Source organism: Stenotrophomonas sp. STEN063, from assembly GCF_056854515.1.
In genome coordinates this window covers 13,441-38,361 of sequence record NZ_JBXFWF010000049.1, presented here as the reverse complement: position 1 = coordinate 38,361, position 24,921 = coordinate 13,441, and the positions used below count along the sequence as shown (strand labels likewise).

The 24,921-nt window shown below is 64.5% G+C and carries 19 protein-coding genes and 1 riboswitch; of the genes, 6 read left to right on the top strand and 13 right to left on the bottom strand.

Going from position 1 to position 24,921, the window contains the following annotated elements:
• Nucleotides 1-86 precede the first annotated feature (86 nt).
• Nucleotides 87-2,717 (bottom strand): TonB-dependent receptor, encoded by a 2,631-nt coding sequence (locus AC1VWL_RS13495; protein ID WP_482987033.1) that lies wholly within the window; start codon nucleotides 2,715-2,717, stop codon nucleotides 87-89.
• A gap of 184 nt (nucleotides 2,718-2,901) precedes the next feature.
• Between AC1VWL_RS13495 and queD the strand changes: the two genes are divergently transcribed.
• From queD to AC1VWL_RS13475, 4 genes are all read left to right on the top strand, one after another.
• Nucleotides 2,902-3,258: a 6-carboxytetrahydropterin synthase QueD gene (gene queD / locus AC1VWL_RS13490; protein WP_313172553.1), complete on the top strand. Its 357-nt coding sequence runs from the start codon at nucleotides 2,902-2,904 to the stop codon at nucleotides 3,256-3,258.
• A 784-nt stretch (nucleotides 3,259-4,042) separates the two neighbouring features.
• Complete coding sequence (locus tag AC1VWL_RS13485; RefSeq protein ID WP_282268897.1) at nucleotides 4,043-4,396, top strand: phasin family protein; 354 nt, start codon at nucleotides 4,043-4,045, stop codon at nucleotides 4,394-4,396.
• A gap of 172 nt (nucleotides 4,397-4,568) precedes the next feature.
• Complete coding sequence (locus AC1VWL_RS13480; protein ID WP_482987032.1) at nucleotides 4,569-5,051, top strand: GAF domain-containing protein; 483 nt, start codon at nucleotides 4,569-4,571, stop codon at nucleotides 5,049-5,051.
• Nucleotides 5,048-5,407, top strand: coding sequence for a TfoX/Sxy family protein (locus AC1VWL_RS13475; protein WP_481539029.1), 360 nt, complete (start codon nucleotides 5,048-5,050; stop codon nucleotides 5,405-5,407). The genes AC1VWL_RS13480 and AC1VWL_RS13475 overlap by 4 nt, the downstream gene beginning before the upstream one ends.
• Before the next feature lie 100 nt (nucleotides 5,408-5,507).
• On the opposite strand, the gene cobS is transcribed toward AC1VWL_RS13475, so the two are convergent.
• The 3 genes from cobS to cobT are packed head-to-tail and all read right to left on the bottom strand — an operon-like array spanning nucleotide 5,508 to nucleotide 7,911.
• The gene (gene cobS / locus AC1VWL_RS13470; RefSeq protein WP_482987031.1) at nucleotides 5,508-6,260 is read right to left on the bottom strand and encodes an adenosylcobinamide-GDP ribazoletransferase; all 753 of its coding nucleotides are present in this window, start codon (nucleotides 6,258-6,260) and stop codon (nucleotides 5,508-5,510) included.
• The gene (locus AC1VWL_RS13465) at nucleotides 6,257-6,844 is read right to left on the bottom strand and encodes a histidine phosphatase family protein (RefSeq protein WP_482987030.1); all 588 of its coding nucleotides are present in this window, start codon (nucleotides 6,842-6,844) and stop codon (nucleotides 6,257-6,259) included. Before AC1VWL_RS13465 ends, cobS begins: the two co-directional genes overlap by 4 nt.
• Nucleotides 6,841-7,911, bottom strand: a complete 1,071-nt coding sequence (gene cobT / locus AC1VWL_RS13460) for a nicotinate-nucleotide--dimethylbenzimidazole phosphoribosyltransferase (RefSeq protein WP_482987029.1) — start codon at nucleotides 7,909-7,911, stop codon at nucleotides 6,841-6,843. The genes AC1VWL_RS13465 and cobT overlap by 4 nt, the downstream gene beginning before the upstream one ends.
• A gap of 284 nt (nucleotides 7,912-8,195) precedes the next feature.
• Nucleotides 8,196-8,432: riboswitch (cobalamin riboswitch) on the top strand.
• 115 nt (nucleotides 8,433-8,547) lie between these two features.
• Between cobT and btuB the strand changes: the two genes are divergently transcribed.
• Entirely contained in the window at nucleotides 8,548-10,419 is a 1,872-nt protein-coding gene (gene btuB / locus AC1VWL_RS13455) for a TonB-dependent vitamin B12 receptor (RefSeq protein ID WP_482987028.1), read from the top strand.
• A 103-nt stretch (nucleotides 10,420-10,522) separates the two neighbouring features.
• Here the strand turns inward: btuB and AC1VWL_RS13450 are convergent, their stop codons facing one another.
• A complete protein-coding gene (locus AC1VWL_RS13450; RefSeq protein ID WP_482987027.1) occupies nucleotides 10,523-13,504 on the bottom strand; it encodes a TonB-dependent receptor domain-containing protein in 2,982 nt (993 codons plus the stop codon).
• A 628-nt stretch (nucleotides 13,505-14,132) separates the two neighbouring features.
• On the opposite strand from AC1VWL_RS13450, the gene AC1VWL_RS13445 reads away from it, so the two are divergent.
• Complete coding sequence (locus AC1VWL_RS13445) at nucleotides 14,133-14,843, top strand: AraC family transcriptional regulator (RefSeq protein WP_482987026.1); 711 nt, start codon at nucleotides 14,133-14,135, stop codon at nucleotides 14,841-14,843.
• A gap of 66 nt (nucleotides 14,844-14,909) precedes the next feature.
• Here AC1VWL_RS13445 and AC1VWL_RS13440 read toward each other — a convergent pair whose 3' ends face one another.
• The 8 genes from AC1VWL_RS13440 to dinB form a co-directional block, all read right to left on the bottom strand.
• A complete protein-coding gene (locus tag AC1VWL_RS13440; RefSeq protein WP_482987025.1) occupies nucleotides 14,910-15,680 on the bottom strand; it encodes a heme ABC transporter ATP-binding protein in 771 nt (256 codons plus the stop codon).
• The gene (locus AC1VWL_RS13435; protein ID WP_482987024.1) at nucleotides 15,677-16,717 is read right to left on the bottom strand and encodes a FecCD family ABC transporter permease; all 1,041 of its coding nucleotides are present in this window, start codon (nucleotides 16,715-16,717) and stop codon (nucleotides 15,677-15,679) included. Before AC1VWL_RS13435 ends, AC1VWL_RS13440 begins: the two co-directional genes overlap by 4 nt.
• A complete protein-coding gene (locus tag AC1VWL_RS13430) occupies nucleotides 16,714-17,766 on the bottom strand; it encodes a heme/hemin ABC transporter substrate-binding protein (RefSeq protein ID WP_482987023.1) in 1,053 nt (350 codons plus the stop codon). The genes AC1VWL_RS13435 and AC1VWL_RS13430 overlap by 4 nt, the downstream gene beginning before the upstream one ends.
• A 139-nt stretch (nucleotides 17,767-17,905) precedes the next feature.
• On the bottom strand, nucleotides 17,906-19,306 hold the full coding sequence (locus AC1VWL_RS13425) for a YncE family protein (protein ID WP_482987022.1): 1,401 nt from the start codon (nucleotides 19,304-19,306) through the stop codon (nucleotides 17,906-17,908).
• Between the two features lie 132 nt (nucleotides 19,307-19,438).
• Nucleotides 19,439-20,410, bottom strand: a complete 972-nt coding sequence (locus tag AC1VWL_RS13420; protein WP_482987021.1) for an alpha/beta hydrolase — start codon at nucleotides 20,408-20,410, stop codon at nucleotides 19,439-19,441.
• Between the two features lie 25 nt (nucleotides 20,411-20,435).
• Nucleotides 20,436-22,676 (bottom strand): TonB-dependent siderophore receptor, encoded by a 2,241-nt coding sequence (locus AC1VWL_RS13415; protein WP_482987020.1) that lies wholly within the window; start codon nucleotides 22,674-22,676, stop codon nucleotides 20,436-20,438.
• 419 nt (nucleotides 22,677-23,095) lie between these two features.
• Entirely contained in the window at nucleotides 23,096-23,746 is a 651-nt protein-coding gene (gene gph, locus AC1VWL_RS13410; RefSeq protein ID WP_282268939.1) for a phosphoglycolate phosphatase, read from the bottom strand.
• 63 nt (nucleotides 23,747-23,809) lie between these two features.
• Nucleotides 23,810-24,895, bottom strand: coding sequence for a DNA polymerase IV (dinB, locus tag AC1VWL_RS13405; RefSeq protein ID WP_282268940.1), 1,086 nt, complete (start codon nucleotides 24,893-24,895; stop codon nucleotides 23,810-23,812).
• Between the last annotated feature and the right edge of the window lie 26 nt (nucleotides 24,896-24,921).

The following is a 24,921-nucleotide window of genomic DNA, read 5'->3' as shown; positions in this document are numbered from 1 at the left end:
ATGCTCGGCAGAGGCATTACCCCTTCCGAGCATGGCTCGGCACTACAGGAGCTGCCCTCCCCCGCTTGCGGGAGAGGGGCTATGAATCAGAAGCGGTAATCAAAACCCAGCGTGTAATAGCGCCCGCGCAGGTCGTACTGGCTGAAGTCGTACGGCGCGCGCACACCCGGGAAGGTGGCGTCGTACGGCGGCTGGCGGTCACCGATGTTCTGCACCTTTGCGTACACGGTCAGCTTGTCGATGCCGGTGTAGCCCAGGTACAGATCGAACTGGCTGTAACTGGCGACCTGCTTCTGCACCGCCTTCGCCGCGGCACTGCCTTGCTGGTCATAGCTGCTGGTGTAATACCAGGTCAGCGCGGTGCGCCAATCACCCAAGGCCCAGTCCAACGTGGTGGTGGCCTTGGTATCCGGCAGCGACGGACCGAGGTTGGAGCCGGCGTAATCCACCAACGGACCGCCGACCACCTGCGGACGCTTGTAGTCGATGACATAGGTCAGCGCCGAGGACAGGCCGAAGTCACCCGCAGCGGCCGTCTGCCAGCGCTGGCGCAGCTCGATGTCGATGCCCGAGGTCTCCAGCTCACTCAGGTTCTGGTAGCGGTTGTAGACCGCCAACAGCTTGCCGCGCGAATCACGCAGCACATTGGCCGGGTCGTTCTCTGCCACCAGCGTTGTGGTGTTGCCGGTGCCGATCAGGTTGTCCAGCTTGATGCGGTAGTAATCGACGCTGAGGTTGGTGTTCTGCCACGGGGAGAGCACGAAGCCGGCATTGAAGCTGCGCGTGCGTTCCGGATCCAGGTTGGTGTTGCCGACGGTGAAGAAGGTCGGGTTCTGCCGTGAACCGGCAACGTCCGGATCGTGCGGATCGACCACCGAGCCATAGGCGATGCTGGTCGATGCCGAGTTCTCCGACAACGATGGCGCACGGAAACCACGCGAGGCCGCAGCACGCACCAGCAACCAATCCAGCGGCTGCCAGCGCAGGCCGAGCTTGGGCGAGAACGCATTGCCGAAATCACTGTAACGATCGGCGCGTGCTGCCGCCTGCAGTTCCAACGTGCTGTGCAGCGGCACGCTTACTTCCGCGTAGGCAGCGCTGACCTGCCGCTGGCCGTGCACTTCGGCGATCGCCGGGCGCACCTGCAGGCCTGCATCGATCTGCCAGGGATTGTTTGAATCGAGCTTCTCCTGACGCCATTCGGCACCGGCGGCAAAGCCAATCTCGCCCGCCCAGGTTGCCCCCAAAGTGCCGGACACCTTGGCATCGACACCCTTGAGCACCGATTCGGCCGGGCGCAGCGTGCTCAGGCCAATCGCAGCAAGCACCGCCGGATCCGTCACTGAGGGATTGAGCAGGTTGTAGCTGCCGCTGGCCAGTGCGTCATACAGCGTCCAGCGATTGGCAAAGCCGCCCGAGACGGTCTCGCGCTGTTTGCTGGCCGCCTGGAATGCGCCGACTTCCCAGTCCCACTTCTCGGTCTGCCCGCGCAGGCCAAGCACGCCGCGATAGGAACGCGAACGATTGGTCTTGATGGTGCCGCCGAGGTTGAAGAAGGTGTATTCGATCGGCACGTCCACGCCGTACGGGTTGTACGGATTGCCTGCCGGCAGGATCGAACGCACCGGCTCGGCCAGGCCGGTATCGGCGTTGAGCGCGAAACGGCCACTTTCCAGGGTGAAGAACGGGCTGGAACCGAACCACGACACACCCTTGATGTCGCTGTAGATCACATCAGCGAAAGCTTCCACCGAATCATTGATGCGCAGCGTGCCGTTGACATAGGCCTGCCAGCGCTTGGTCGAGGGAATCAGCGTGGTATACGGCGCCTGGTTGAAGGCGCAGGTGTCACCGGCCAGACCGTCGATCGGTGCGCTGGCGGTGAGTACCGTGCCTTCCGGGCAGTTGCCGGCGGCGTCGAGCATCGGCACCGACTTGCCGTCTATCAGGTAGCGCGCGCCCTTGGCCGACCAACCGTTCCAGCGGCCACCGGCCTTGTCGGTATAGATGCCCGAGCGGGTCAGGTCGCGCTGGTCCTGGTCCAGGCGGTCGCGGTTATAGCCTTCCAGCGACACCAGGATGTTGTAGCCATCGCGGTCCAGGTCGCCGAGGCCGCCGACGAACTTGAGGTTCTGCTGATCCAGCCCACCGGCTTCTGAGGTGCCGCCGCTGACGCCAACCTCGGCACCTTCAAAGTTCTGCCGGGTGATGATGTTGACCACGCCGGCGACTGCATCGGAGCCGTATACCGCCGAGGCGCCATCCTTCAGCACTTCTATGCGTTCCACCGCTACGAGGGGAAGCGCGTTGAGGTCGACGAAGGTGTCCGACAAACCGCCGGACGGGAAGCCGTAATTGGCCAGGCGGCGACCATTGAGCAGCACCAGCGTGTTCTTCTGCGACAGGCCGCGCAGGCCGATGCCGGCCGAGCCCGAGGCCCAACCGCTGTTGCTGGTTTCGTTGCTGGCGTTGCCGGTGTTGGCGGAGATCGAACGCAGCAGGTCAGCCACGCTGGCCTTGCCGGTCTGCTCCAGTTGCTGGCGTTCGATCACCTGCACCGGGTTGGCGGTCTCGGTATCGGTGCGCTTGATGTTGGAGCCGGTGACCCGGACCGCATCGAGGGTCTTGCTGCCGTCGGCAGCGGCTTCGGCCAGGGCGAGGGAGGGAGCAGCGATGGCGGCGGCCACCGCGAAGGCGAGCAAGGAACGAGTAGGCATGGAATCCGGGGAGGGGTGAATGGCAACGGCGCCAGTACCTCATGAACGGCAAATGTCCGGCCAATCACTTTGTTGCATTCGCACATAACCATCCGTTACATCGCTTCATCCGGATGGATATGAAAACATGGCTGGCATCACTGGCGCATACGCGCAGCGACGGCGGCATCCTACAATTACGCCCATGGATATTTTCAAGGTTTTCACCCTCGAAGCCGCACACCGGCTGCCCAACGTCCCGGTCGGCCACAAGTGCTCGCGCCTGCACGGCCACTCGTTCCGCGTGGAACTGCGGGTCAGCGGCGAACCCGGCCCGGAGACTGGCTGGATCATGGACTTCAGTGAGCTGAAGGCCGCCTTCCAGCCGCTCTACGACCAGCTCGACCACAACTACCTCAACGACATCCCCGGCCTGGAGAACCCCACCAGCGAACGCCTGGCGATGTGGATCTGGGAAAAGCTGAAGCCGGCACTGCCGCTGCTCAGCGAAGTAGTCGTGCACGAAACCTGCACCTCCGGCTGCAGCTACAAGGGCGCCTGATAGCGACCTCGTAGTGCCGAGCCATGCTCGGCAGAGGCCTTGCCGGTAATGCTCCAGCCGAGCATGGCTCGGCTCTACATGGCCTTCCCGACCACGCAGCGGCCCTTGTGGGAGCGGCGTAAGCCGCGAAGCTGGCCGTGCATGAAGCCTCAAAGCCAACCCCTCCCCAACCCTCCCCTTGCCTGCGGCAAAGGGAGGGGGCCGAAGCGTAGTGCCGAGCCGTGCTCGGCAGAGGCCTTGCCGAGGAACGCCCCAGCCGAGCATGGCTCGGCTCTACATAGCCTTCCCGACCACGCAGCGGCGCTTGTGGGAGCGGCGTAAGCCGCGACGCTGGCCCATGCATGGAGCCCCAAAGCCAACCCCTCCCCAACCCTCCCCTTGCCTGCGGCAAAGGGAGGGGGCCGAAGCGTAGTGCCGAGCCATGCTCGGCAGAGGCCTTGCCGAGGAACGCTCCAGCCGAGCATGGCTCGGCTCTACATAGCCTTCCCGACCACGCAGCGGCCCTTGTGGGAGCGGCGTAAGCCGCGAAGCTGGCCGTGCATGGAGCCCCAAAGCCAACCCCTCCCCAACCCTCCCCTTGCCTGCGGCAAAGGGAGGGGGCGCTCGTCTGCGGCAAACGAGCGCGGCAGTGCCGAGCCATGCTCGGCAGAGGCCTTGCCGGTAACGCTCCAGCCGAGCATGGCTCGGCTCTACAGAGACGAGTTCTGAACAGTTCAGAATTTTATGTTGCACCGCGCCAATTCCGCGTTATGCTGCAACGCAACAAGCCCGCCGGATCACCTTGATGTCCGCTCAGTTCAACGACTTCAGCAGCTACACCCAGCAGCTCGCCGCTGCTGCCAACCGTGCCAACCGGCTCGCCTTGGAAAATGCTGAAAGCGTGTTTGGCGTGCAGCTGCGCGCGTTCGAGCGCAACACCACGGCTGCGGCTGGCTTCTTCGGCGAACTGGCCCAGGCCGGCGCACAGGCGGATCTGCAGGCGCTGCTGCCCAAGGGCATGCAGCTGGCACGCGAGAACATGGAACGACTGGCCAATGCCAACCAGGAAGTGGTCGGGCTCAGCCTGAAGACCGGCGAGGCATTGGGCGCATTGGTTCGCCAGCCTTTCGCTGCCAAACCCGAGCGCAAGACGCGCTGATACCCAGACAACAGAATTTGCGCGGTCCCTCCCCCGCGCAATCCCAGACCCGGTAGCTCCCTCCCGCTGCCGGGTCTTTTTTTGCCTGCGATCCAGCATTCCATTGCCGATGGCTGCGCTCGGCGGCAGCGGCTGGCAAAATCGACGACCACGCAGCGGCTAGACTCTCCTGATGTTCAACACCGACACCCTCACCGGCAGCAAGCCGGAACAATACGCCCAGCTGCTGGCCCAGGCCCGCGCTCTGGTCCATGGCGAAGCAGACCGCATTGCCAATGCTGCCAACCTGTCGGCACTGGTCTACCACGCGCTACCGCAGCTCAACTGGGTGGGTTTCTACTTCTACGACGGCAAGGAATTGGTGGTTGGCCCGTTCCAGGGCTTGCCGGCCTGCGTGCGCATTCCGCTGTCCAAGGGCGTGTGTGGCGCCGCTGCCAGCAGCCGCCAGACCCAGCGCATCGAGGATGTGGATGCGTTCCCCGGCCATATCGCCTGCGACTCGGCCTCGCGCTCGGAACTGGTCGTGCCCCTGGTCAACAACGGCACGTTGATTGGCGTATTCGACATCGACAGCCCGGTGCTCGCGCGTTTCGACGCCGACGACCAGCTGGGGCTGGAAGCCATCGCCCAGGTGTTTGTCGAGGCGCTGCAATGAGCGCCCCCAAGCTACGCAACATCGGCCCCAAGAGTGCAGCCTGGCTGCGTCAGGTCGGTTTGCGCAGCGAGCAGGACCTGAGCGCGATCGGCCCGGTCGCGGCGTTCATGAAGGTGCGCCGCGCCGGCTTCAAGCCCAGCCTCAACCTGCTGTATTCGCTGGAAGGCGCCTTGGTCGGCTGCCATTGGCAGGAAATACCCGAGGCGCGTCGCCAGCAACTGGTCGCCGAGTACGAAGTCGCTGCTGGCGCGCTGCCCACCACGCGTGCAGGCCAACAGGCCGGGCCGGTGCATGAAACGCATATGCAGGCCGAAGCCGACGAAGAAGAGACCACCGAGATCCGCTTCGAGGATTGAAGCGGAGCAACAGCTTTTGTGGGAACGGTGTAAGCCGTGAAGCTGGCCATTCCTCAGATCGCGCACTGCATGATTCCGGATGCAGTTTTAGTTTCGCGGCTTACGCCGCTCCCACAATGTCTACAGGCAGCGGTGCGAGGACCACCAGCGCCAGCATCAGCAAGGTCTCCACTACTTCGACGCTGGCACCCAGGCCATCGCCGGAGATCCCACCAAGCTTGCGCTTCCACCACAGCGCTACCAGCGGTACCAGCAGCAATGCAATCAACAGCGGCCATGCAAACACCACGCTGATCGCGGCCAGCAACACGGCCCACGCCCACATCGCCGACGGTCGCAGCTGCCAGGAAAAGCGCTCACCCATACCATCAGCGTGCAGCGACGGTATGCGCTGGCTCCACCACAAGGTGCCCCAGCGTGCCCACGCCGGCACCAGCACGATGCCGAACCACAACGGACCCACCGCAAGCTCGGTCAACAGCACGAACTTGAGCAGCAGCTGCATGATCAGCGTGACCACGCCGAACACGCCCATATGCGGGTCCTTGAGCACCTCCAGGAAGCGCTGCGGGTTGCGATGCGCCGCACCGAAGGCATCGGCGACATCGCCCAGGCCATCCAGATGCAGCGCGCCGGTCACCCATACCCACAGCAACAAGGTCAGCGCGCCCGCCAGCCAGGGCCGATCCGACAGGCCATACAGCGGCAGCGCCAGCAGGACGCCGATGATGGCGCCAACCAAGGGATAGTACACCGCCGACCTGCTCAGGTCCTCCTGGCGGAAGTCGCGCACCTGCGGTGTCGGCAGCCGGGTCAGGAACTGGATGGCAAGGATCAGGCGGCGTCCAATCATGGTTGTCGCAACTCCAGCAGTTCACCCCACAACCGGCCGTCTTCGCCACGCTCCACGCGCAGGCGCACACGGGTGCCGTAGTCGATGCGCATCGCCCACAGCGAAGACAAGCTCATGCCACACACCCGTGACACCACCAGCCGCAACACGCCGGCGTGGCTGACCACCAGCACCGGCTGGCCGTCACAATCGTCTTCGTCCACCAAACGATGCAGCTGTTCTTCCACACGCGCCTGGAACTGCCGCCAGGATTCGCCGTTGGGCGGCACCACATCGTGCGGTTCGCTGTAGAAGCCAGCAAGCTGCTCGGCTGGAACTTCATCGAAATGCAGTCCGTCCCAATCGCCGAAGTCGAGCTCGGCCCAATCCGGGTGGATCTCGCAGAACTGGTTGCTGCCAGCCACCAATGCATGCGCGGTATCCAGCGCGCGCCGACGCGGCGACGTGATCACCCGGCTCCAGCCAATGCCGGCGTGGCTGCGGTACAGCGTGTCCATCGCACCTTCGATCAAAGGCGGATCGGTACGACCGTCGAGGTGGCCGGCACGCCCGGTGGAGGCATGCCGCATCAGATCAAGAATCATCGGCCGCCACCGCGGTCGGCAACAGCTGCCTCGGCGAACGTCGCCATGCTGTTGTGCAGGGCGCAGGCCATGCGCACCAGCGGCAACGCGAGCGCGGCACCGGAGCCTTCGCCAAGACGCAGGTCCAATGACAGCAGCGGCTGCGCCTGCAATGCCTCCAGCAGGCGGATGTGACCACGCTCGGCCGACTGGTGCGAGAACAGCAGCCACGGCCGCAGGCTGGGATTGATGCGTACTGCCGCCAACGCCGCAGCAGAGACGATGAAGCCATCCACCAACACTGGAACCCGTCGCTGTGCTGCGGCGATCATCGCCGCGCTGATCGCTGCGATCTCCAATCCACCTACACGTTGCAATGCTTCATACGCGGGCGACTCGGCCGTGTTGATCGCGTCACCATGCAGGCTCAGCGCGCGTGCGATCAGATTCTTCTTCTGCACCATGCGCACCGCGTCCAGGCCAGTACCGGCGCCAACCAACTCGTCGAGCGGCAACGGGCCAAGCACGGCAGCGATGGCACTCGCAGCAGTGGTGTTGCCGATGCCCATCTCGCCGAACACCAACAAATCCGCACCGTCGGCACAGGCAGCCTCCACCGCGCGGCGACCCGCATCGAAGGCAGCGTCCAGATCAACTGCCGACATCGCCGGGCCTGCGCTGAAGTCAGCAGTACCATGCAGGGTCTTGGCACTGACCACGCCGGCAATCGCTGTGGTAGCGCGGCTGCCTACATCCCATACGTGCAGTGGCAGGCCCAGTTCGCGCGCCAGTACCGCAATGGCAGCACCGCCGCCGGCGAAGTTGTGCAGCATCTGCACCGTCACTTCGGCCGGGTAAGCCGACACGCCCTGCGCGGTCACGCCGTGGTCGCCTGCGAACACCACCACCGGCACACGCTGCGCCACCGGCTGATCCACGCCTTGCAGCGCAGCCAGTTCAACGGCCAATGTCTCCAAACGACCCAAGGCGCCTTCCGGCTTGGTCAGCTGGCGCTGGCGCAGCAGGGCGCGCTGCCGGTATTCCTGCGAAGGCTGGCTGCAGGCCTGCCCGTACCATGTTTCTGTCACGACACTTCCGATACTGCGTTTGCAGCGCGCATTCTAGCCACTCGGCAACAGTGCTGCGCAGGGCTTGTTTCGCCAGCCCCCAATCAAATCGAACTCATGCAACACGTGGCCCGGGTAAGCGCAGCGCACCCGGGGAACGAGATTGCAGCACCGCTGCAGGCCTGCGGCGCCCTGCACTTCCCGGGTGCGCATGCGCTTACCCGGGCTACCTTGAACCCCGGTTACAGAGTTCGCGCCATGCCAGCCGTTGCCGCCCATTCCGGCAACGCTGGCGGCAATGGCATAGAATGCGCGCACTTTCGGGTGACCGACCGGCATTGCCGGTCGGTTGAAACGGGAAGCCGGTGCCGCGCACTGCTGGAACTCCAGCATGTCGCCATTCCGGCACTGCCCCCGCAACGGTAAGCAGGACAAGTCCAGACATGGCGCCACTGTGCACGGCACGGGAAGGCGTCTGGACGGAAGCGGCCCACGCCGCCTCGCCTGCGAGTCCGGAGACCGGCCCGGAAGCCGACTGGTTGCGATGCGGAGGGCATGGCGGCGGCTGTAGCGCCGTGTGCGCCACCTCCGTCTTCTCCCTCTTCTGGCAGCCTCCCCAATCCGCCTGCGCGGGAGCGTGCAGGCCCAGGAGCTTCCATGAAACTGTCTTACCACACCCTTTCGCTCGCCCTTGCCCTGGCATTGCCGGGCGTTGCTGCCGCGCAGAACGCACCAACCGAACTGGACGACGTCACCGTCACCGCCACCCGTACCCCGATCTCCATCGAGAACAGCGTGGTGCCGGTGCAGGTCATCGACCGTGCGCAGATCGACCACAGCCAGGCCAACTCGCTGCAGGACCTGCTGCGCGGTCGCGCGGGCCTGGACTTCGCCAACCAGGGCGGCAACGGCAAGATCACCTCGCTGTTCCTGCGTGGCAGCAACTCCAACCAGGTGCTGGTGCTGGTCGACGGCGTGCGCGTGGCCTCGGCCACCAGCGGCATGGCCGCCCTGCAGGACCTGCCGGTTGACCAGATCGAGCGCATTGAAATCGTGCGGGGCCCGCGTTCGAGCCTGTACGGCTCCGAGGCCATCGGCGGCGTGATCCAGATCTTCACCCGCAACGCTGGCCAGGGCCTGCAGCAGAACCTGGCGATCACCGCCGGCAGCAACAACCTGCGCCAGGTCAGCGCCGGCTTCAGCAACCGCGGTGAGCGCGGCTGGATCTCGGCCCAGGGCGGCTACCAGAAGACCGACGGCATCAACGCCTGCCGCGGCACCGCCGCTGGCTGGGGCGCTGGCTGCTTCGCCGATGAGCCGGACCGCGATGGCTACCGCAACACCTCCATCAACGTGCGCGGTGGCTATGCCCTGACCGACACGCTGAGCCTGGAAGGCCATGTGCTCAACGCCGACAGCTTCAACGAATACGACGGCAGCATCTTCGGCGGCAACGAAGCCGACAACCGCCAGCAGGTCTACGGTGCCAAGCTCGCCTGGGCTGCATCCGAGCGCTTCCGCCTGAGCGCACAGGTTGGCCGCAACCGCGACCAGGCCGACAACTACTTCGCGGATGCCAGCACCGGCACCCGCAGCTTCGCCAGCGCCTTCGATACCCGCCGCGACACCGCCAGCGTGCAGGGCGACTTCAGCTTCGCCGAAGGCCAGCAGATCACCGCTGGCGCTGATTGGCAGAACGACAAGGTCACCAGCTCCACCGCCTTCGACATCGACCAGCGCGACAACCTCGGCGTGTTTGCCGAGTACCAGGGCCAGTTCGGCGCGCACTCGCTGCAGGCCAGCGTGCGCAACGACGACAACGAGCAGTTCGGCAACCACACCACCGGCAGCCTGGGTTATGGCTTTGCCTTCGGCAATGGCTTCCGCCTGACCGCCAGCGCCGGCACCGGCTTCAAGGCACCGACCTTCAACGACCTGTACTACCCGGGCTTCAGCAACCCGAACCTGAAGCCGGAAGAATCCAAGAGCCTGAACCTCGGCATCGCGCAGTACGCCGACAACTGGAACTGGACCTTCAATGCCTACGAAACCCGCGTCGACCAGCTGATCGGCTATGACAGCAACTTCGACCTGGTCAACGTTGCCGAAGCCCGCATCCGCGGCGCCGAGCTGACCGGCTACCTGTCGCTGGCTGGCTTCGACATCAACGCCCAGGCCAGCTTCACCGACCCGCGCGACCACACCTCCGGCGCTGCCACCTACGACAACCTGCTGGCCCGCCGCGCGCGTACCAGCGGTCGTCTGGACGTGGACAAGAGCTTCGGCCCGCTGCGTCTGGGCGTGACCGCTGCAGGCAGTGGCCACCGCTTCGACAACGCTGCCAACAGCGTGCGTCTGGCCGGCCACGGCACCATGGATGTGCGCGTTGAATACGCCATCAACGACGCATGGAGCCTGCAGGCCAAGGCCGCCAACGTGTTCGACCGCGAGTACGAAACCGTTGCCTGGTACAACCAGCCGGGCCGCGAATACCAGCTGACCCTGCGTTACAACAGCAAGGCCAACTGAGTCAGCGAAGCCGCAGCGCCGCTGCGGTTTCCGGCAGTATGAAAACAAGCAGGGCCGACGGTGATTCCGTCGGCCCTGTTCTATTTGCAGTAGCGGAAGTTGGTCAAAGCTTCATGCGCAGACCGACGTTGAAGGTGCGGCCCAGCACGTCATACACCGCCGCCTGGTAACCGCTCTGGTTGAAGCCGGCACCGCCGGCCTCCGCGCCCGGCACACGCGGCGGCGCGCGATCGAAGGCGTTATTGAGACCGCCGAACACGCTGAATTTGGGCGTGACCTGATAGCTGGCGTAAAAATCGCTGTAGAAGGTATTGCCTGCCCATTCGCGCTCATACGTCGCAGTCGAAGTATTGCTGCCACGCATTTTCGATACATGCCGCAGGGTCCAGTAGACGCTGAGCTTGGGATTGGACCAGCCGGTGCGCACCGTGCCCTTCCACTTCGGCGTGCCCCATAGCGTCAGGTAGTCCCATGCATCATCCGGATTCTGCGGATCGGCGACGAACTTGCGTTCCAGCGTGCGGCCGTAGCTCAGATCAACCAGGATACGACCCGCATTGGAGCCCGCCACGCCGCCAAGGTCATGGAACCAATTGGCGTTGATATCCACGCCGCGGGCAATGCTCTGCGACAGGTTCAGCTGCTGCACCGCCACTTCAACGATGTCGCCCGCCGAGTCGCGGGTGACCAGATCGCAGAAGGTGTTGTCCAGGCTGGCCTGGTCGACGCAGCGGTTCAGGATGGTCTGGTAGTCCAGCGTGGAGATCACCCCGCGCAGGTCGATCTTGTAGTAGTCCGCAGACACCGTCAGGTTTGAAATGAAGCGCGGCCGCAACACCACGCCGAAGGTCGTGGTCTTGGCGGTTTCCGGCTTCAGGTTGACGTTGCCCGAGTACACGATGTCCTTCCACTGCCAATAGTTGCCAACACTGGTATCGCTGGGGCTGATCGCGGCGCAATTGCCCGCCGTGTAGCTGGTGGCACTGGTGCGGTTGGCCAACGCGTAGTCGTTGCAGGGATCGTAGATCCACGCCGACGACACGCTGCCGGCGGTGTACAGCTCACCGATGTTGGGTGCACGGATCGCCTTGCCGTAGGTGCCACGCAAGGTGATGTCTTCAATCGGCGCCCATTCCAGACCGAGCTTCGTCGTCGTGGTGCGGCCGGCGGTGCTGTAGTCCGAGACACGCCCGGCCAGCTCCAGCGACAAGCGTTCGGCACCGGCCACACCCGACAGCAGCGGCAGGCTGAGCTCGCTGAAGATCTCCTTGACGCTGAACTCGCCGTTCAAACCGTTCTGGGTGGTGCCAAGGCTGGCGTCATAAGCCGGATTGGTCGGATCGTACTGGGCGATGGTGCCGATCTCATTGCGCTCCTTGCGGTACTCCGCGCCCACCACGATCTTGGCTTCACCGCCGGGCAGGTCGAACAGGCCGCCGGAGGCATAGGCCGATGCAACCTTCTGGGTCAGCGTGGTCGTCGACCAGTCGGTGTCATAGGTCAGCCAGTCGACCATCTCCGAGGTCAGGCGCTTGAACGGATTGATCGCTACGCAGCCGGCCGGGCCATCCCAGCAGATCGGGTTGCCGGCACCATCCACATAGGAGTTCAGGCCCGACAGCAGCCGATCGTAGGAGCCTGCGTTGAGCTCGCGGGTGCGCTGGCGGCTGCGGCCGTAAGAGTAGTAGGCCTCGTAGTTCCAGCTACGGCCAAGAAAGTCGAAATAGCCTTCGGCGCCCACGGTTGCCTGCAGCAACTTGCGGTCGGTCTGCTGGCGCATATGCCCCAGCTCTTCATCGAAATGGCGGCCGAAGGCTATGCCATTGGTGAACGCACCACCGTTGGCGGTGATCATTTCCTGGGTGATGAAGGGGCTGTAATACGGCACCACTTCGCTGCCACCCGAACCGTAGGTACTGAGCGAGCGCCAGGACGCTTCGGACTGACTCTGCGAATAGTTGACCGTGCCCACCAGCCGCAGCGCATCGTTGACGTCGAAATCCAGCGTCGAGCGCACGGTCTGGCGATCCGACGGCGTCACCAGGTACCAGGAGTCATAGCGGCCACCAAACTCACCGCCATCGGTGGTGCCCTGCTGCAGCACGTTGAAGCCGGTGCTGAGGTTGGTCAGACCGCCCGGGCCGAGTTGCGAGTGGCGCAGCGAACCGTCCGGATTGAAGGTGTACAGGCAATTGGCGGCATTGACCACAGTGCAGTTGCCCAGCAACACGGTCGCATTGGGCGAGTTGTAGACGTTGCGGCTGTTGTCGAGGATCACATACGGATCGGTGCTCTTGGCGCGGGCGTAATACGGGTAGCCATTGGCGGTCCAGGGACGGTCCTGGCCGCGCACCGTACCGGAGTTGTCTTCCCAGAAGCCGTACAAGGTGAAGTTGCCGCGGTTGTCAGTGAAGTTCTTGCCGAACAGCACGTCGCCGGTATAGGTCGGCATGTCGCCGCGCGAGGAGTCGCCGTAGCGGACGCTGGCTTCCAGCCCTTCGTAGTCGCGCTTGAGGACGAAGTTGACCACACCGTTCACGGCATCGGCACCGTACAGCGCGGACGCGCCACCGGTGACCACATCCACCCGCTCGATCATGCTTGCAGGCAGCGCACTTACGTCGACACCTGCGGTACCGGGAATCGATGCAACCTGGCGACGGCCATCCACCAGCGTCAAGGTGCGCTGCACGCCCATGCCACGCAGGTCCAGCGCACTGACACCGACATTGCCGGTCTGGTTGGCGGTCTGGCTGGTCTGGGTTGTCGCAAAGCTCGGCAACTGGTTCACCAGATCGGCGATCTGGGTGTAGCCGGAGGCCTGGATCTTTTCCGCACTGATGGCGGTTACCGGTGCGGGGCCTTCAAAGCCCGGCTCACGACGAATGCGCGAGCCGGTGACGATCACGGTATCGAGATTCTTCGCTTCAGCGCCAGCAGCCTGCTGCTCCTTCGCCACCTCCCCGGCAGCATCCTGCGCCCATGCAGAGCCCGTTGCGGTGGCACACAAGGCAATGGCAACAGCGACTGCCAGCTGGCCACGCCGACGACATGGAATGCGCTCGGCGCGATGATTCGTCTTCATCTACTTCCCCTTGGATATGAAATGCGAAACGAAAGTTGAGCAAGCAACAACGAAGTGGCTGCTGCACCGCCCAGCAAACAGCTGCCGGCGCACGCCACCGCCATGACGGCGCTGTCGCCGCCAGGACGCCGGACTTTTACGCGCACACGCTGACCGACCTCAGCGCGGGCAAGCGCAATGGTCGACAGCAGATGGAGCGATCACGGTCCCCGGGGCCCCGAACGAGGCCACACCGAAGGCAAACAAGCACACAACGCCGAGCCAGGACCAACCACTGCGTGCGCCGCTTCTGGCATCCGCGCGCTACCTTGGCATAACCGACCCGGATTTTGAGATCCGCCTAATACCAGCCCCCTGACCGGCCCCGGCAGACGCCTGCTCGCTGTTCAACGTGCAGGACTGATAAAAACAAGACAACCTGTAACAACTGCAACCAACTGATTTAAAGGCATCTGCAGAAACGAAAGCACGCCATGACCGTACATTTCGGGATCAATATTCCACTGCAGCCACAGCCGCACGCTAGGCGTATCTTGGCCTGCACGATGCGGATTTCAGCATACTTATTGCGCTTGAGAGACGGCCGCAGGAATGGCAGGGTGTGCGCTCTGCAACGGAGAGCAACGCCATGGCTGTCACCCTGTCACCGCAGGTATTGGTGCGCATGTTTGATCCCCTTCCCGACGTGGTGTTCTTCATCAAGGACACCGAATGCCGCTACACGCACGTCAACCAGACCTTGATGCAACGGCTGGCGAAGAAGAGCCGCGAGGAGATCGTCGGCAGAAGCGTGTTGCAGCTCTATCCAGCGCATCTGGCCGCGCGCTACATCCTGCAGGACCGGCGCGTGCTGACCGGCGAAGTCATCGAAGACATGCTTGAACTGCAGCTCTATGCCAACCGCAGCCCGGGCTGGTGCCTCACCCTCAAGCAGCCGCTGGTGGAAGACAACCACATCGTCGGTTTGATCGGCATCTCGCGCGATCTTGGCCAACCCGACCGCGAGGACTCCTCCTTCCAGCGCCTGCATGCTGCGGTGGAATACATGCAGGCGCATTTCCACGAGCCGCTGCGCGTGCGCACGCTGGCCGGCAAGAGTGGCGTATCAGTCGCGCAGCTGGAGCGCTTGTTCAAGAAGGTATTCCAGCTGACGCCACAGCAGTTGTTGACCAAATTCCGCATCGAGGCCGCCACCCGCATGCTCTTCACCGACACCAGCATCGCCAGCGTCGGCCAGGCCTGTGGCTTCTCCGACCAGAGTGCGTTCGCGCGCCAGTTCAAGCACACCGTCGGCATGACCCCGCGCGACTATCGGGCGCTGGCTGCGACGCCGAAGTAGCCGTCACGCCCGCGCGCGACGCGATGCGATCGAAAGCAGCTTTTCCGCCTGCTCGCCGCCGGAGCTTCAATCGTCGCAGGCAACCACCAGCGGAACGCCGCGCGTTGGATGCTCGATCACCTGCACCGGCTGGCCGTAGACCTTGCCGATGATCTCGCGGGTCAGCACTTCGCGCGGTGAACCATCAGCGGCAATGCGCCCCTCGCACAGCATCACGATGCGATCGGCATAGGCCGATGCCAGGTTGAGGTCGTGCAATACCACCACCACGCAACGGCCTTGCGCTGCGAGCTCGCGGGCGCTGCGCAAGGTGCGCTCCTGATGGCGAAGATCGAGCGCGGCGGTTGGCTCATCCAGCAGCAGCACCGGTGTCTGTTGTGCCAACGCTCGCGCAAGCGAGGTCCGTGCGGCTTCGCCACCGGACAGCGTCTGCACATCGCGCCCAGCCAAGGCGACGACATCGACTTCTGCCAATGCAGCCTCGACGATCTCCGCATCCTGTCGTGGTTGTGGCGGATGCGGCAAACGCCCCATCGCCACCACCTCGCGCACGCTGAAGGCAAAGTGCACGGCATGATCCTGCGCCATCACCGCCCGCTGCAGCGCAAGCTCACGCACAGGCCAGTCGGCCAGTGCACGACCTTGCAGCAATGCCTGCCCGGCATCCGGTTCGGCATCACCGGCAAGCACGGCCAACAAGGTCGACTTGCCAGCGCCATTGGGCCCGACCAAGGCGGTCAGCGTGCCAGGCTGCAACGTCAGATCAACACCCGCCAACACCTGGCGACCGCCACGCAGCACGCTGACCCCGCCTAATTCCAGCAATGGCGCGCTCATGCCCTTCCCCCGCGCTTGCGCAGCACCAGCCACAGGAAGAACGGCGCGCCCAGCGCCGCGGAGAACAGGCCGAGTGGGATTTCCGACGGTGGATCAAGCGTGCGCGCGGCGGTATCGGCCACCACGATCAACAGCGCGCCGACCACACCCGACAAAGGCAGCAGCCAGCGATGCCCGGGGCCAACCAGCATCCGCACCAGATGCGGCACCACCAGACCGACGAAACTGACGCTGCCGGCAAACGCCACCGCTGCGCCTACCAGCAGCGCACTGAAAGCGACCAGCAACAGTCGCGTGCGCGCGACATCCAGGCCGATATGGCGTGCCTGGCGCTCACCGAGCGCAAGCATGTCCAAGGGCGTGGCCAGCCGCAGCAACGCCAGCAGGCCGATCACGAATACCGGCGTGACCGCGGCCACGTCGCTCCAACTGGCCTGTGCCAAGGAACCCATCTGCCAGAACACCAGCGACTGCAGCTCGCTCTCGCTGGCGATGTAGGTCAGGAAGCCGACCGCCGCCGAGCAGCCCGCACCAATCGCGATACCGACCAGCAGCAGGGTCGCGGTGCCTTCACCGCGCCCCGGCCGCGCCAACAGATAGATCAAGGTCGTCGCGCCAGCACCACCCGCGAATGCCGCCAGTGGAATCAACCACACAGCGAATGCACCCGCACCGAGCACGATGGCCGCCACCGCACCCAGCGCCGCGCCCTGGCTGACGCCGACGATGCCGGGATCCGCCAGCGGGTTGCCAAACAGGCCCTGCAGCGCGACGCCAGCCATCGCCAGCGACGCACCAATCAACGCGCCCAACAGCGCGCGTGGAATGCGCAGCTGCCAGACCACGCCCATGTCGCGGGCACTGATCAACTGCGGATCCGCCAAACCAAACTGCGCCGCCATTGCCCGCAGCACATCGGCTGCGGGCAGCTTCAGCGGGCCGGTGCCGAACGACAACAGCACCGCCCCCAGCAGCACCGCCAGCAACAGGCATAGCAACAGCGCGCCGTTCGGCCGCCGGACCTGCGCCGACATCATCCGCGCGCCAACTCCGCCAGGGCCTGCGCCAAGGCCAGCGCACCGGCGCCGGAGCCCACGCTGGTGGATTTCAATTCGACATCAGGCATCACCCATACACGATTGGCCGCGCCAGCGGGCGTGTGCTTCAGGGTCGGATAGGCCTTCCACAGGCCGGCTTCACCGCCGAACAGGCGCAGGTCGTTCTCAGTTACCAGGATCACCTCCGGCGCCGCCGCGACAACGCCCTCGTTGCTGAGCTGGGAATAATTGGCCACGCCTGCCTCTTCGCCGATGTTGATACCGCCTGCGATGGTGATCAGCTGGTTGGCGGCGCTGTCGGCGCCGGCCACGGTCGGCAGGCCACCGGCGCCGCTCGCCGACAGCGCGATCACCCGTGGGCGCTTCGCATTGTCCTTGGCGATGGCTGTGGCCTGATCGAGCTGTGCCTGCACCTTGCCAGCCAACTCCTCGCCCTGTGCAGACAGACCAAGCGCAGCAGCCACCTTGCGCACCTTATCCGCCGGCGACTGCAGGTCATCGATCACCACCGCGGCATGGCCGGTCGCGCGCAGGCGTTCGGCCAGCACCGCATGGCGGCGCAGGCTGTTGCCCAGGAACAGCGTCCCGTCCAGGCTCAGCACGCCTTCCACGCCGGTGGTGCGGTTGAACAGGAAGTGCTTGGGGGCAGCCCGGCCTGCAGCGGTCGCCGAGCGTTCCGGCGCGGCATAGACCTTGTCGGCCAGACCCAGTGCTTCGATTACCGCGATCACATCATCGCCACCGGCGACGATGCGACTGATGTCGGTCACTTCAACCTCCACGCCATCGTCCGAGCGCAGCTTGGCCGGCAACTGTGGTGACGCTCCGGCGACTTGCGGCACATCCTGCCCGGCCACACGCTTCCAGCCGGCCGGCAACACGCTCGCATCAGCTGCATCGGTAGCAGACGCTGCAATTTCGGGGGCTTCGGCTGTAGCCTGCGGTGGTGCGGGGCTGCGATCACAGCCGGCAACAAGCGCGGCCAGCAGCAGGCCCAGGCCAGTCGGAACAAGGGTGGTGGCTTTCATCAATACGTCCTCGGTTACCAGATTGGCCGGTGCATTGGGGCTGCGTACCGACCAGCTTTTGATGGCAGTGCGGGAGATGCCGTTGCCGGCATCTCCCGCGCGTTGACCGCCTTGCCGCGCCCAAGGCGCGGCAGATCACTCAGCGCTGCACAGGCAGCAAGCGGGTGATGCGATCACCCTTGGCGTCATCGGCGCCCTTGGACTTGTTGATCGCGAACATCACCGCATCCGGGCCCTTGCTGACGTGGTTCGGGTAGGTGCCGCCGTCGAGGTTGGCAACGATGTTGCCGCCTTCATCGACCACCGTGACGGTGCCGGCAGCGCGGTTGCTGACATAGGCCAGGCGCGTGCTCGGGCTGTAGGACACGTTCAAGGAACCGGCGCCGACATACACGTCGTGCTCGACCTTGGCAGTGGCCGGGTCGACGATCAGCAGGTTGTCGCTGCCCTGCGAGACCACCAGCAGGCGCTTGGCCACCGGGTTCCACGCAACGCCGATCGCATCACGCGCGCCGGCCAGCGGAAACACCTTCTCCACCTTGCCGCTGGCGCCGTCGATGATCGCCGCCTCGGCAGCGGCCAGGCTGACGGTATAGACCTTGCCGGTAGCCGTATCGATGTCCAGGCTGCCCGGGGTGAAGGTCTCGCCGCGCTTGCCGGAGGCGATGGTGATGTTGTCCAGCTGCTGCAGCGTGCGGGTGTCGAACACACTGATGAAGTCGGCACCGGTGGCCGAAACATAGGCACGGTTTCGCTGTGCATCGACCACCACGTCACGCGCATGCGATACCGCGCCGACCGGGAACTGCTTGACCAGCGACAGGTCGGACTGGCGGTAGACCGCCACCGTGTCCTGGCGGGTATTGGTCACCCACACATTGCCATTGGCGTCATCCACGCCCACGCCGTACACGGCGAACAGGTTGCCATCATTGCCCGGCGCCGCCTGCGGCGACACGCGGGCGATGATCTGCAGCGATTCCGGATCCACCTTGAGCAGCTCGGACTGCTTCACCGGCGGGCGGCCGACGGCGCTGGTCACGAACGCGGCCTTGCTGGCCGGGCTGTAGGCGACCTGATACAAACCCTGCACCAGACGGTTGCTGGCGGCCTGGATGCGATCCTGGCCGGAAAGCGGCACTTCGCGCGAGACCTTCAGTGAGAACACCGCTGCGGCATCCGGCGCAGCCGCACGCACCACGATGGGCTGCGGGCCGGCGACAGCATCGGCTGGAATCGCCAGCGTGCCGCTGAACTTGCCTTCGCCGTTGGCGACATAAGGCTGTGCGTTGAGCACGGTCTCACCGCGCAGCAAGGTCACCTTCTGGCCCGGGGTGAAACCGTTGCCTTCAATACCGGTTTCGCTGCCCGGCAACACCACCGGCGCGGTAGCGCGCACGCTGCCGTTGAACGCGGTATCCGGCTGTACGAACACCTGGGCGCCGGCAACGCCGGTGGCCAGCAACAAGGCCAGGCCGAGCAGGTGCGGGCGCGCGGTGCGGGCGGTGGTGGAAGCAGTAATAGAACGAACGTTTGCCATCGGGCATTACCTCTTGGGTGCTGCGCGACGTCGCGCGCATCGTGGGTTTCTGCCTGGGCGGTGACGCTGCCTGGGTAATGGAATGCCGGGCCTAGCGGCCCGGACTGGGAAGTCAGATTAGGAGCAGGCGGATCAGGAGCGCGGCTCCGCGCTGCGATCGCGCACGCCGGTGATTTCATGCAGCGCGCGCATCAGCGAGGCACGGAACATCGGGCCATGGCCGAGGCCATCGAACTGGTGGTACTCGACATCAAGTCCCGGCACCTGCCGCAGACGCGCAGACAGCTGCTCGGCGGCATCGGAAGGCGCACCGGAGACGCGCTTCAGGTGTGCCAGCACGCGCGGATTGCTCATGTCGCGGTTGCTGGTATCACGATCACGCTCACCGCCACCGAGCATCATCAGCACACGCGCCGGATGACCGGCGTTGTTGCCGATGAACTGGCGCTCAGGAGCACCGAGCATCGCGCCCTGCTGCCACCACAACGACGGGCTGGCCGGCACATAGGTCTGGAATGCACCGCTGCGCGTGTACAGCGTATGCAGCACGAACAGCCCGCCCAGAGAGTGGCCCCACAATGCCTGCTTGTTGGCATCGGTAGCCACGTGCTGCGCCAGCTGCGGACGGATGCGCCGCTCAAGCACTTCCAGGAACGCATCGGCGCCACCGCCGACCGCCGCGCCACCGTCTTCGGGCTGGTCAGCAATCGGTGTGTAGTCGCGGGTACGGGCGGGCGAATCGATGCGCTGCTGGTTGTCGTAGCCGACGAACACCAGCACCGTTGGCTGCTTCTGCGCCAGCTCCTCCAGCAGGGGCGCGTCGAATTCCATCAACGCGCCATTGCCATCCAGCATCCACAGCGCCGGGAAACCCGCCGCCGGTGCCTTACCGGCTGGGATGCCCAGGTTGACTCGCCAGGTGCGCTGGCCATCATCACTGCGTACCACGAAGCGTTCGAAGCGGTAGTGCGCCGAGCCGGTATCGGCAACGGTCTGGCCCATCAACTGCGCCGGGTTGCGTTGCTGGGCGGCTGCCATCGGCGCGACTACGCCGAGCAACACCAGCGAGGCCACGGCGAGCAGTGAATGAAAGCGGGTACGCATGTGAGTTGTCATCGCTGTGCCTGGATCAGAAGCCGACGGTCAGGTTTACCCAGTAGCTGCGGCCGGGCTCATTGTAGGTAGCAGCACCTGCACCGGTGGCGCTGGTGCTGGTGGTGCCTTCGCGGAACAGACGCTTGTCGAACAGGTTGTTGATACCACCACCGACGCGCACCTTCGGCGTGATCCGGTACTGGCCTCCCAGGCTCCACAGGTCATAGGCAGCGCGCGTATCCGGCGGCAATGCCGCACCGGTGGTGCTGGCCTGCGTCGCCGATTCCTGCTTGCCGTAGAAGGTGCCGGTCAGCATGAACGACAACTGCGTATTGACCTGCCAATCCAGGAAGGTGTTGACGGTGTATTCGGGGATGATGGACAGCGGCTGATCGGTGGTCTTGTCGACGTTCTCGATCATCCAGGTGACATTGGTATTCCACGACAGCACATCACCACCGCCGATCAGCGGCACCTTCACGTTGCCTTCGACGCCACGGATGATGGCTTCCGGCGCATTGGTCCACTGGAACACCTGACCCTTGGTGTCATTGGTGATGCCGATGCGGTCCTGGCCGGCAACGATCTTGTCCTTGTAGTCGTTATGGAAGTAGGTGACCGAGGCGTGCCAGCCGTTGTCCGGTGCCCACTCGATGCCGATTTCCTTGTTGATGCTGGTTTCCGGATCGAGGTTGGCGTTGCCCATCACGTAGCAGCCAGAGCCTTGATTCGGGCTCAGCACCGGGCAGCCATTGCCGCGCGTGTAGTAGAGGTAATCCGGGTTGGCCTGGTACAGGTTCGGCGCCTTGAACGCACGCGCAATGCCGCCCTTGATCGCCCAATCCTGCGCCAGCTTGTACTGCACGTTGAGGCTGGGACTGAGGTTGTTGCCGAACTGCGAATGGTGATCGAAACGCAGGCCCGGGGTCAGCGTCCAACGCTCACCGATGTACAGGTTGTCCTCGACGAACACTGCTGCGAACTGCTGGTCGCTCTTGCCGGTACGCACGCCGTCGTAGCCCGGAATGCCGCCACCGCTGCTGGAGGTCTGGGTCACCGAATACGGGTCATCCAGCTTCATGTCGCGGTATTCGAAGCCCAGCGTCGCCACCTGTTCGATGCCGCCCCAGTTCAGCGGCACGTTGATCTCGCCATCGACGCGGGTGGAGGTCAGCTCGGACGTGGAGAAGCTCGCGCCTTCGGTGATCGAGCCTTCCGGGCCGCCGGCCAGGCCTTCGTTCAAGCGGGTATTGTCGGTGTCGTCGTAGGCAGCGGTGATGCGCGAAGTACCCCAGTCGTAGCTGCCGCGATGGGTCAGGCCGAACGAGCGACGCAGCATCACGTTGGTCTCGGCGCCGTACAGTGCGTTCAAGCGCTCGAAGCCGTCGCTGCTGACGCCGCGCTCGCCGGAGTAGATATTGCCCTGGCGGCTGACGCTGGCATCCAGCTCCAGCACATGATTGTCGTTGATGTCGTAGCGCAGCAGGCCGCTGATATCGCGGTTGCGCACGCCTTCGCGACCGGCCGGCGGGGTCACGCCGGTGGCGAACTCCTCGTTGAGCGACAGCGCATCCGGCTCGGTCTTGTTGACGTTGCCGAACAGGCGGAACGACAGTTGCTCACTCAACGGACCGGACAGCTGGAAGCCAACGCGCTCGCTGTCGCCTTCGGCACTGTGCTCGGCCTGGCTGCCGTACAAGGTCAGCGAGCCAGTCAGGTCGCCGGTCGGCTTCTTGGTGATGATGTTGACCACACCACCGGAAGCACCCGAGCCGTAACGTGCAGCAGCAGGACCACGCAGCACTTCGATACGCTCGACCGCTTCGGCCGGCACCCAGTTGCTGTCGCCGCGGCTGTTGCGCTCGCCGCTGCGGCCCATGCGCACCGAATCGCGCGAGCTCACCGGGCGGCCGTCGATCAGGATCAAGGTGTTTTCCGGGCCCATGCCACGGATGTCGATCTGGCGGAAATTGCCATATGACCCCGACGCGGTATTGCCGGTCAGGTTGATGCCGGGCATGCGCCGGATCACTTCGGACAGATCGTTGGCCGGCGGCAGGCGCTCCAGGTCCACCGAGGTGATCACCGAGCTGCCCAAGGCCTGCTTGGCGATCTGCTCGGCGGTGACGTGCACGGTATCGATGTCGGTCGCCGGTGCCGCGCCTTCGGCCAGTGCCGGCCCGGCGAGCAAGGCGCTCAATGCCAGCGCAGCGGAAAGGGGATGGCGGGACAACAAGGCACGCGCGGACAACCGCGACGACGAACGACGGGACATGGGGGAAAGCCTCTCGACAGTGGGGATGCGCCCCTCTGGCGAACAGCTTGAGGAACGACGGATATCGAATGCAGCTGCCGGAAACAAACGCCAGGCAGGCTGCGGGATGCCCGCATTCTACACTAAATGAGAATGATTATTGATAACAAAGGGTGATCAGATTGTGGGAGCGGCATAAGCCGCGAAGCAACTGTATCGTCCGATTGCAAAAATCACCGCAATTCCATTGCAGCCAGTTTCGCGGCTTACGCCGCTCCCACATATCAGCTCAAAGCACCGGCCTTGGCGTGTGGCACCCGGCTTGTGGGAGCGACACAAGCCGCGAAGCAACTGGATCGTCCGATTGCAGAAATCACTGCAATTTCGTTGCAGCCAGCTTCGCGGCTTACGCCGCTCCCACAAAAGATCCTCAGGAATGCTTACGCGACGATGCTCACCAACTCACGCATATCGTCGATCACCGCCACCGCATCAGCGGCATCCAGATCCAGGTCACGCGAATAGCCGTAGCGCACCAGCACGATCGGCATGCCGGCATTGTTGGCCGCGCCCAGATCGGTGCCCGAGTCACCGATCATCAGGCAATCCGCCGCCGGCTGCTGCAACAGACGCGCCACATGCAACAAGGGCTCGGCCGCAGGCTTGCGCTGCGGCAGCGAATCGCCACCGATGATGTGCGCGAAGAAGCCGGCAATGCCCAGATGCTGCAACAAAGGCGCGACCATCGCCGCCGGTTTGTTGGTGCATATGGCCATCGGCAGGCCGCGCGCCTGCAACGCGGTCAAGGCCTCACCAACACCGTCGTAGAGGCGCGGGCTGCGCAGCAGGCAGGCCTTGTAGTGCCGCATGAAAACCGACATCACCTCTTCCAGCGTCAATGCGCTGCCAGCGTTCGCCAATGCGGTGGACACCAGGTTGCGTACGCCCTCGCCTATCCAGCTGCGCACCGTCGCCTCGGAGACACGCGGCAGCGCCAGCTCTTCCAATGTGAGGTTCACTGCCTCGGCGATATCACCTGCGCTGTCCACCAGCGTGCCATCCAAATCGAACACCAAGGCCGTAGTCGCCACGCATCCACACTCCCGGAAAATGAGCATCGATTGTAGCGGCGCCGCGTCGCGCAGAGGATGTACTCAATCCAACGAGATGCTGCGAAACAAATCACCCTGGATCACCAGTTCTTCGCGGTCACGGAAGCCCGACAAGCCCACGCCGACCAGGCGATAGCGCGTGTCAGCGGGCAACTGCACGCGCTGGCACAAGGCAAGTGCGATGTCGCGCAGGTCTTCAACCGAGCTTGGCGGCGTATCCGGCGTATAGCTGCGGGTGAGAATACGGAACTGCGCGGTCTTCAACTTCAGCACAACGGTGTGACCGATGCGCTCGGTGCGCCCGGTTGCGCGCCACGTACGTTCCGCCAACTGGGTGATGGCTTCATCGAACTCACCCATGTGCAGGTCTTCGGCAAAGGTGTCTTCGGAAGAGATCGACTGCACGGGCTGATCGGGTTCCACCGGTCGCTCATCGATGCCACGCGCGCGTCGGTACAAACCCGCGCCAAAACTGCCGAACAAGGCTTGCAGTTGTTCAAGCGGCAGCGCCCGCAGATCACCGACGGTGACAATGCCCAGCGCCGACAGCTTGCCTTCCATCACCTTGCCCACGCCCGGCACCCGTTTGACCGGCAACGGCGTCAGGAACTGCTCCACCTTCGAAGGTGGCACCACGAACTGACCATCGGGCTTGCGCCAGTCCGAGGCGACCTTGGCCAGGAACTTGTTCGGGGCGATGCCGGCCGAGGCGGTCAGGCCGGTAGTCTCGCGGATCTGCGCGCGGATGGTCCGGGCGATCTCGGTGGCGATGCCGTCGCAGCTCGGCGATTCGGTGACGTCGAGGAAGGCCTCATCCAGCGACAGCGGCTCCACCAGCGGGGTGTGCTGCAGGAATATCTCGCGGATCTGCCGCGACACCGCCTTGTAGCGGGCAAAGTCCGGCGGCACGAATACCGCATCCGGGCACAGGCGCTCGGCCCGCAGCGCCGGCATGGCCGAACGCACCCCGAACTTGCGGGCCTCGTAGGAGGCCGCACAGACCACCGAACGCGCCCCGCGCCAGGCCACCACCACCGGCCTCCCGCGCAAACCGGGGTCATCACGCTGCTCCACGGACGCATAAAAGGCGTCCATGTCGACGTGGATGATCTTGCGTTGTTGGCTCAAGGCAACAGTCTCAAAAGGTCGCCAAC

Bases quoted from the DNA above. Each gene is read 5' to 3' on its own strand.
- AC1VWL_RS13415 (WP_482987020.1), bottom strand. From the start codon at position 22,676: ATGTCCCGTCGTTCGTCGTCGCGGTTGTCCGCGCGTGCCTTGTTGTCC.
- AC1VWL_RS13430 (WP_482987023.1), bottom strand. From the start codon at position 17,766: ATGAAAGCCACCACCCTTGTTCCGACTGGCCTGGGCCTGCTGCTGGCC.
- AC1VWL_RS13495 (WP_482987033.1), bottom strand. From the start codon at position 2,717: ATGCCTACTCGTTCCTTGCTCGCCTTCGCGGTGGCCGCCGCCATCGCT.
- AC1VWL_RS13465 (WP_482987030.1), bottom strand. From the start codon at position 6,844: ATGATTCTTGATCTGATGCGGCATGCCTCCACCGGGCGTGCCGGCCAC.
- AC1VWL_RS13440 (WP_482987025.1), bottom strand. From the start codon at position 15,680: ATGAGCGCGCCATTGCTGGAATTAGGCGGGGTCAGCGTGCTGCGTGGC.
- AC1VWL_RS13450 (WP_482987027.1), bottom strand. From the start codon at position 13,504: ATGAAGACGAATCATCGCGCCGAGCGCATTCCATGTCGTCGGCGTGGC.
- queD (WP_313172553.1), top strand. From the start codon at position 2,902: ATGGATATTTTCAAGGTTTTCACCCTCGAAGCCGCACACCGGCTGCCC.
- AC1VWL_RS13425 (WP_482987022.1), bottom strand. From the start codon at position 19,306: ATGGCAAACGTTCGTTCTATTACTGCTTCCACCACCGCCCGCACCGCG.
- cobS (WP_482987031.1), bottom strand. From the start codon at position 6,260: ATGATTGGACGCCGCCTGATCCTTGCCATCCAGTTCCTGACCCGGCTG.
- AC1VWL_RS13480 (WP_482987032.1), top strand. From the start codon at position 4,569: ATGTTCAACACCGACACCCTCACCGGCAGCAAGCCGGAACAATACGCC.
- btuB (WP_482987028.1), top strand. From the start codon at position 8,548: ATGAAACTGTCTTACCACACCCTTTCGCTCGCCCTTGCCCTGGCATTG.
- AC1VWL_RS13485 (WP_282268897.1), top strand. From the start codon at position 4,043: ATGTCCGCTCAGTTCAACGACTTCAGCAGCTACACCCAGCAGCTCGCC.
- AC1VWL_RS13420 (WP_482987021.1), bottom strand. From the start codon at position 20,410: ATGCGTACCCGCTTTCATTCACTGCTCGCCGTGGCCTCGCTGGTGTTG.
- AC1VWL_RS13435 (WP_482987024.1), bottom strand. From the start codon at position 16,717: ATGATGTCGGCGCAGGTCCGGCGGCCGAACGGCGCGCTGTTGCTATGC.
- AC1VWL_RS13475 (WP_481539029.1), top strand. From the start codon at position 5,048: ATGAGCGCCCCCAAGCTACGCAACATCGGCCCCAAGAGTGCAGCCTGG.
- AC1VWL_RS13445 (WP_482987026.1), top strand. From the start codon at position 14,133: ATGGCTGTCACCCTGTCACCGCAGGTATTGGTGCGCATGTTTGATCCC.